The organism is Trebonia sp., assembly GCF_030042015.1.
In the GTDB taxonomy this organism is placed as follows: Bacteria; Actinomycetota; Actinomycetes; order Streptosporangiales; family Streptosporangiaceae; genus Trebonia.
In genome coordinates this window covers 1-7,475 of the sequence record NZ_JASIAL010000358.1, presented here as the reverse complement: position 1 = coordinate 7,475, position 7,475 = coordinate 1, and the positions used below count along the sequence as shown (strand labels likewise).

General features: G+C 71.4%; 7 protein-coding genes. 5 read left to right on the top strand and 2 right to left on the bottom strand.

What is annotated here, in order from left to right; all coding sequences use genetic code 11:
- Positions 1-61 precede the first annotated feature (61 nt).
- From Q1N79_RS19395 to Q1N79_RS19385, 3 genes are all read left to right on the top strand, one after another.
- Positions 62-1,873 carry an MOSC and FAD-binding oxidoreductase domain-containing protein gene (locus tag Q1N79_RS19395; RefSeq protein ID WP_300610897.1) on the top strand — a complete coding sequence of 604 codons (1,812 nt, stop codon included), beginning with the start codon at positions 62-64 and terminating at the stop codon, positions 1,871-1,873.
- A 42-nt stretch (positions 1,874-1,915) separates the two neighbouring features.
- Entirely contained in the window at positions 1,916-2,209 is a 294-nt protein-coding gene (locus Q1N79_RS19390) for a hypothetical protein (protein ID WP_300610895.1), read from the top strand.
- A gap of 292 nt (positions 2,210-2,501) precedes the next feature.
- On the top strand, positions 2,502-3,389 hold the full coding sequence (locus tag Q1N79_RS19385) for an alpha/beta hydrolase (RefSeq protein ID WP_300610893.1): 888 nt from the start codon (positions 2,502-2,504) through the stop codon (positions 3,387-3,389).
- Positions 3,390-3,445: 56 nt separating this feature from the next.
- Here the strand turns inward: Q1N79_RS19385 and Q1N79_RS19380 are convergent, their stop codons facing one another.
- Positions 3,446-4,198, bottom strand: coding sequence for an alpha/beta hydrolase (locus tag Q1N79_RS19380; RefSeq protein WP_300610891.1), 753 nt, complete (start codon positions 4,196-4,198; stop codon positions 3,446-3,448).
- Positions 4,199-4,657: 459 nt separating this feature from the next.
- Between Q1N79_RS19380 and Q1N79_RS19375 the strand changes: the two genes are divergently transcribed.
- On the top strand, positions 4,658-5,254 hold the full coding sequence (locus Q1N79_RS19375; RefSeq protein ID WP_300610889.1) for a DNA polymerase ligase N-terminal domain-containing protein: 597 nt from the start codon (positions 4,658-4,660) through the stop codon (positions 5,252-5,254).
- On the opposite strand, the gene Q1N79_RS19370 is transcribed toward Q1N79_RS19375, so the two are convergent.
- A complete protein-coding gene (locus tag Q1N79_RS19370; protein WP_300610887.1) occupies positions 5,208-5,891 on the bottom strand; it encodes a helix-turn-helix domain-containing protein in 684 nt (227 codons plus the stop codon). The genes Q1N79_RS19375 and Q1N79_RS19370 overlap by 47 nt on opposite strands.
- A gap of 144 nt (positions 5,892-6,035) precedes the next feature.
- On the opposite strand from Q1N79_RS19370, the gene Q1N79_RS19365 reads away from it, so the two are divergent.
- The gene (locus tag Q1N79_RS19365) at positions 6,036-6,875 is read left to right on the top strand and encodes a class I SAM-dependent methyltransferase (protein WP_300610885.1); all 840 of its coding nucleotides are present in this window, start codon (positions 6,036-6,038) and stop codon (positions 6,873-6,875) included.
- The last annotated feature ends 600 nt before the right edge of the window (positions 6,876-7,475 follow it).

The following is a 7,475-nucleotide window of genomic DNA, read 5'->3' as shown; positions in this document are numbered from 1 at the left end:
TGGTCCCGCACGGCGTCGACCGCGACCTGACCGTCGCCGAGTTCCGCCAGGGAAGGCAGCCGTGACCGGCGTCGCCGCGTGTCCGGAACCAGGTGCCGCGGCGGGGGAGCGTGCCGAGGCGCCCGTGCTGCTTTCCGTCAACGTCGGCATGCCGCACAACGTGCCATGGCAGGGCAAGACCGTATACACCGGCGTGTGGAAGCGCCCGGTGGACGGCGCCGTGATGGCCCGCCGGCTCAACATCGACGGCGACGGGCAGGGCGACACCGCCGGGCACGGCGGCGAGCAGCGGGCCGTGCTTGTCTACCAGATCCAGTCCTACCGGCACTGGGAGCGGCACTTCGGGCGTGACGACTTCGGCTACGGCCAGTTCGGGGAGAACCTGACCGTGGACGGCCTGCCCGACGACGAAGTCTGCATCGGGGACCGGTACAGCATCGGCGAAGCCGAATTCGAGGTGACCCAGCCCCGCGTCACCTGCTACCGCGTCGGCCTGCGCCTCGGCGAGCCCGAACTGCCCGCCCTGCTGGTCAGCCACCACCGTCCCGGCTTCTACATGCGGGTCATCCGCGAAGGCCGCATCAAGGCGGGAGACCAGATCATCAGGACACGGGCCGGCCCGCGGGAACTCACGGTGGCCGACACCGACGCGCTGCTTTACCTGCCAGGCAAGGACACCGCCAAACTCCGCCTGGCGCTGGGGACGCCCGCGCTCAGCCCAGGGTGGCAGGGATCGTTCCGCGACCTGCTGGCAGCCGCCGGAGATCATGGCCATGACGCGTCCGCGGCCGCTGGCACCGAGACCGTCCCGACGCCCGCCTGGCCCGCCTTCCGGAAGCTGCGCGTCAGCGAGATCGTTCAGGAAAGCGAGAACGTGTCCTCGATCTACCTCGCCGCCGTCGACGGCACTGCCCTCCCGCCGGCCAGGGCCGGCCAGTACCTCACACTGCGGGTCGACGGTGCCGGGGAGCCGGCCCCGGTCCGCAGCTACTCGCTGTCCGCGGCGGCCGACACCGGCACGTACCGGATCAGCGTCAAAAGCGAGCCCCACGGCACGGTGAGCGGTTACCTGAACCGCGCCCTGCGCCCAGGAGCGGTCCTTGCGGTGGCCGCCCCCCGCGGCGACTTCGTCCTCGACGACGGCGTCGGCCCTGTCCTGCTGATCTCCGCGGGCATCGGGGTCACGCCCGTGCTGTCCATGCTGCATCAGCTCGCGGCAGGCCGCAGCGAGCGCGAGGTCTGCTGGGTGCACGGGGCACGCGGACCGCGCGAGCATCCCTTCGCGGCCGAGGCGCACGCCCTCGTGGCTGAGTTGCCGCATGCCCGCGCGCACGTGTTCTACAGCGCGGCCACACCCCCTGAGCGGCACCGGGCGCACGCCGCGGCCGGGCGCCTCACCAAAGACAGGCTGGTCGCGCTGGCCATCCCGTCAACCGCGACCGCCTACGTCTGCGGGCCTGCCTCGTTCATGGCCGACATGCGCGCTGCCCTGACAGCGGCCGGCCTCGACCAGGCCGCGGTCCGCACCGAGCTGTTCGGCGCACTGCCGCGAATCAACCCGGGGCTCACCGGGCAGGCCAGCAGGCCGCCGCACCAGCCGCCGGGCCCGCCAGGAACCGGGCCGCTTGTCACCTTCGCCCGCAGCGGCATCACCGCGCCGTTCGGCGACGGCACACGGTCGGTGCTCGACCTCGCCGACGCCTGCGACGTCCCGACCAGGTGGGCCTGCCGGACCGGCGTCTGCCACACCTGCGTCACCGCGCTGCTGTCCGGCGACATCACCTACGCCCCTGAGCCGCTGGAACCACCGCCAGCGGGGCAGGTGCTCATCTGCTGCTCCCGTCCGAGCACCGCGCTCGTCCTGGACATGTGAGGAGCCAGCGCCATGGGAGATCGGCCATCGACGGGAGGACACATGACAGTGACATGGACGCGCGTCAGCCGTACGGACGTGCTGCGCGCGATACAGGAGTACGACCGGCTGGGACCGCGGGACTTCTTCTCCGCGCACGGTTTCGCCCCGACCACGACCTACGACCTCCGCTGGGAGGAGCGGCGCTACCCGCCCAAGGCAATCCTGGGCACCGCCTATGAGTTCGCCACCGGCCAGCGCCTTGCCTCAGGCGATTTCGAGGGCGGCAAGTCCGGCGCCGTCAAGGTGCTCGCAAACCTGGGATTCACCGTGGAACCGCGACGGGCAGCCGGGTAAAGCCGCCGCCCCAGCCCGACGGGCTGACCGGGTCCAGCGTGTAGTCCGCGTCTCCAGCGCCCGGGCGGCTGGACTCAGGCGAGAGCGTCCCCCGCGCCGTCACCGTCCATGAGGTCCCGCGCGGGCACCGGCCGCGTCCTGGTGCCGCGACCGTGCCCCCCGCACCCCCGGATTATCCCGAACGGGCCGTGGTCTCCGCGCTCAGGTGCAGTCGCATGACGCAAGCGGCCGAGCGCGCCGGGCGGCCATGCTGCACAGCGTCTTGTTCATCACACCGGAAAGGACGCATGCGATGAACGCCATCGCCACAGCGCACCGCGCCCGGCTGCGCCTGGTCATCGTCGCCGCCATCCTGGCCCTGGCCGGCCTGCTGGCTGCCGCCATCGCGGGCGGCCCGGCCCGGGCCGCCGCCAGCGCGCGCGACCTGAACTGGGCCGGCAAGACCAGGCCGGTCATTGTCCTGGAGCACGGCGCGTGGGCCGACTCATCAAGCTGGGACGGGGTGATCCGGATCCTGACCAGTGAAGGCTTCACCGTGTACGCGCCGCCGGACCCGCTGCGCGGCCTGGCCTCCGACGCCGCCTACCTGCACGATTTCCTGACCGGCAACGCCGCGCTCGCCGGAAAGCCGATCGTGCTGGTCGGCCACTCCTATGGCGGCGCGGTCATCACCGACGCCGCGGTCGGCGATCCTGAGGTCAAGGCGCTGGTGTACGTGGACGCCTTCATCCCGGCCAAGGGCGAGTCGATCGCCTCGCTGCTGGCCCGGCCGCAGGGCGCGGGCTCGTGCATCGGCGGGAACCCGGCCACGGTCTTCGACCCGGTGCCGTTCCCTGGCGCGCCGAAAGGCGACGCCGACCTGTACCTGCAGCCGGACAAGTTCCCCGGCTGCTTCGCCAGCGGCCTCAGCGCCACCGAGGCTGCGCTGCTGGCGGCCACCCAGCGGCCGCTGGCCGCTAACGCCGCCACGGACGTCTCCGGTACCCCGGCCTGGCAGGCCATCCCGTCGTGGGCCGTGGTCGGCACCGCCGACAGGGTCATCCCGCCCGCGCTGCTGACCTTCATGGCGCACCGGGCCCATGCCCGCATCACCGACGTCGACGCCGGCCACCTGTCGCTGATCTCCAAGCCTGGCGCCGTCGCCAGCGTGATCGTCGCCGCTGCCTGGGCGACAAGCTGACAGGAAGGACGCCGTCGGCTCCAGGCCGCGCCGCGCGGCCTGGAGCCGACGGCGACTCACAGCTCGTACGCGTCCATCCAGGACAGGCATGATTCGGCCACCGGCCGCCAGCCGCTGTCGATGACCAGGGACGGCCCCCGATCGGGGAAGACAGCCACCTCGCTGGCCGCGACGAGCGCGCGTGCTCCGGCGGAGGCGTACCGCGCGACCGCGCGTCGCCGGCTCTGCCCGCTCACCACCAGCAGCACGGGGCAGCGAGAAGAGTTCGTGGCAGGCGCATCTGGTCGTGGCGCGAGCGTGTCAGGCCTGAGTGCCTCACGCAGTGCCCACTGGGGCGCTGGTATCGCCCACCGCTCGTAGAGCCGGTCAGACTCCGCACGGCTCACGGCGCAGCCATACAACTCGCGGAACTCGTCGCGGGTGAGCGCCGCCGCACCGAGCCCGGCCGCCGGATCTCGGGCCGGCGCGATCGCGCCGACCGGCATCGCGTCGATCGCGATCACGCCGGCGGCGTGGATCTCCACGGCCAGCGTCAGCGCCAGCACCCCCCCGAACCCGTGCCCGACCAGCACAGGCCGCGCCGTGAGGCTTCTCGCGACCTGCGCGTAGTGCTCCCTCACCTCATCGGTGCCGCGGCCGTGCAGCGCGCTGGGACTCTCCCTCGCAGCCCGAACCGTCGGTTCATCACCAGGCCAGCCGGGCGCCACAGCGGCATACCCGTGCGCCGCGAACAGCTTCACCCACCGATCCCACGAACTCGCGTGCAGCCACAGACCGTGAATGAACAGGACAGGGTGGCGCTCCGTCACCTGTCAAGGCTTGCCCGAGGCCCCCCGGCTAGGCTTCAGTCATCTGGCTGCATTGCGGCGACGCAGCCTGGCCGCAGAACTGCGGCAGCCGACTTGGGGGAGCGGTCAGTCATCTGACCGAAGCCGTCGCCTGCCGCCGGTGCCTACGGTGAAAGCTGCCGCCAAGAAAGAGGCGCGGCATGGCCACGCCCCACTCCTGGACGTCGATGCCGGTGGCCGGGCTGGTCCGGCACAGCCGGCCGAAGATCCCGCCGGCCTCACGGTGCGCAACGGCCGCATCTACACCGGCGATGCCCGCCGGGTCGGCGGGTCATCCCGGGCCCGGTCGGCTGCGCTGGGACGGCGTACGATCGCTGCGCCAGGCGCGCCGCAGTAGCCGAGACGGGACGGCCGCGCGGGATCTTCAGTGAGCACGCCGTGCTCGGCTACTGTCGCCTAGTGCCTGCCACGCGATTTGTCGTGCAGCTGCATGACGCGACCACGCTCCACTTCGACCTGCGCATTCAGGCGGGCGAAGTGCTGCGCTCCTGGGCCGTCCCGAAAGGACCGTCGCTCGACCCCGGTGTGCGGCGCCTGGCCGTCCCCGTCGAGGATCACGAGCTGTCGGCCGGTGAGTTCGAAGGGGTGCACGAGGGACAGCCGCGGGGCAGCGGCGCCGTGATCATCTGGGACGAGGGACCCGCTGAGGTCACCCGCGACGAGCCCGGCCACCTGGCCTTCATCCTGCACGGCAGCAAGCTGACCGGAGGCTTCGCCCTGACCCGCACAGGCGAGCGCCGGTGGATCCTGGTGAAGACCAGGGACGCCACCGCGCGGCCCGGCTCGGACATCGTTGCGGAACGCCCGGCGAGCGTGCGCACCGGAAGGACCTGGCAGGAAGTGGCCGGGGATCGTTTACGTGGCGGACCTTACGGGGTCTTACCTGAACCGCTCAGAGCTCGCAGACTCCCTGGTCAGCGCGGTGCAGCAACTCCGCCAGGCGTGATGCGCAGTCGGTGGAGCACGCGGGTCATGATCGGGGAGGCCGCGACACTGCGGCGAATACCGGAAGGGTGAACCAGCGGGGGACGGCCCGCCGGAGACTTTCGGGTCCGTGGAGGGTGATCGCTCCGGAGCGTAGCGCGTCTGGCCAGCTCAGGTCGCCGCGCCAGACCTCGGTCATGCGCCGCAGGCTGGTGGTCATGGTGACGGCGACGGGATAGCCGGGGTCGGCGTCGCAGACGTCGGCGTCGTCCGGTGTGATCACGAGCCACCAGTCCCGGCTGCGCGCGGAGGCCTCTGGGAACCGGAATTGCACGACCGTCCTGCCGTCAGGGACGGCGTCATGGTCGATGTTGCGGTGCATGTCCCACAGCAGCAGCTTGGGATCGAGGTCCTCCTCGCCGATTTCCCCGATCCAGCGGATACCCCAGACCGCCAGCGCTTCGACCACCGGCCGCAGTTCGCGGCCCGCCGGAGTCAGCACGTACCGGACGTCGCTTCCGTCATCGTGGCGGTCCACGATTCCGGCGCGTGCCAGCTGGCTCAGCCGTTTGGAGAGCAGGGAGGGGGACATCCGCGGCACCCCGCGGCGAAGCTCGTTGAAGTGCTGGCTGCCGGTCACCAGCTCACGGACGATCAGCAGCGTCCAGCGCTCGTCCAGCAGCTCCATCGCTTTGGCCACCGGGCAGAACTGGCGGTAGGAAGACCCCATGTTCCGCAGGCTAGGTCCTGATCGCCAGCGCGGGCCAGTGCTGGTACAGATCTTGTACTAGCCGAAGGCCCGGTCTGTTCCTAGCGTCAGTTCCACGGCGGCGCCAGTCCGGTGGCCGCCCGGGCATGCGGGAGGAGAACGGCGATGACCGCACCGGCGGAGCAGGCCGACAGGACCCTGAAGGCTAGCCACCGTGCCATGTGGGCGCTTGGTGATTACCCTGTCCTGGCCGCCGACATCATCGCGGACCTGGGCCAGATCCTGGTCGGCGCGTGCGCGGTGCGGCCCGGCGACCGGGTGCTTGACGTGGCTGCGGGATCCGGGAACGCGGCTATCCCCGCCGCCCGGGCCGGCGCAAGCGTGGTGGCCTGCGACCTGACACCCGAACTACTCACCGCCGGCCGCCAGCAGGCCGGACGGCAGGGCATCGCGCTGGAATGGCGGGAAGCCGACGCCGAGGCACTGCCGTTCGGCGACGGCGAGTTCGACGTCGTGATGTCCTGCCTGGGAGTCATGTTCGCCCCCCACCACCAGGTCAGCGCCGGCGAGCTGGTCCGGGTATGCCGTCCCGGCGGGACCATCGGGCTGCTCAGCTGGACTCCCGAGGGCTTCATCGGCCAGATGTTCGCCGCCATGAAGCCCTATGCCCCGCCGCCCCCGCCCGGTGCCCAGCCGCCGCCGCTGTGGGGCCGCGAAGACCACGTCCGCGCGCTGCTCGGTGACCGGGTCGCCAACCTCACCGCACAGCGCAAGACAGTCCGGGTGGACAAGTTCACCAGCCCCGAGGACTTCCGCGACTACTTCAAGGCGCGCTACGGCCCGGTCATCGCCGCCTACCGGGGCCTCGCCGGTGACCCGCAGCGAACCGCCGCCCTCGACCGCGACCTCGCCGGCCTTGCCGGCCGCCACGACAGCGGCTCAGCGGCCATGATCATGGAATGGGAGTACCTGCTCATCACCGCCAGCAAAACGCTGACCACGTGAGCCGGTCATCGAGCGCTTCGCATCAGCTCCAGCCCGGCTAGCATCCTGGTCCTTCCACGCGCAGGGAAAGCGCGCAGCGCCGATCGGTGCGGGTGCGGACCGTCGACCCCGGCAGACCATCGTCTTCTCCCACAACGCCGGCCACTACGTCGCGAGCAACGCTGTTCGTGACCGTCACATGCCAAAGCCGCGTCAACCTGCCGTGTGGCCCGCTCATCTCCGTCGACGCACTCGCGGCCTTGCCAGCGGCCCGGCCCTCCGGCATAACCGGGTGATCGGCGCGCCCCCACCAAGCGGAGCCATCGTCTTCGCCAACAGGACGTATTCGGCGATCCGGTGCACGGCATCGCTTCACTCGTGGTGACCGAATGTGGCTACCCTGAACGGTTGCGGACAGCAGCCAGCGGTCGTGGCGCCGGCTTAACCGGCGCCGCCGGAACCGGTGCGCTCGATGCGTGCATGCCCGTTACGGGGTGACCGCCGGGCGTGCGATCGCGGTGACCGGTGAGCTGATCCCGGCCCGCCCGGGCGCTACCGGGCACGCTCGCGGCCCCCGGCGGAGAAACCGGTGACGGCCGGCACCCCGGCAAGTTCACCCGG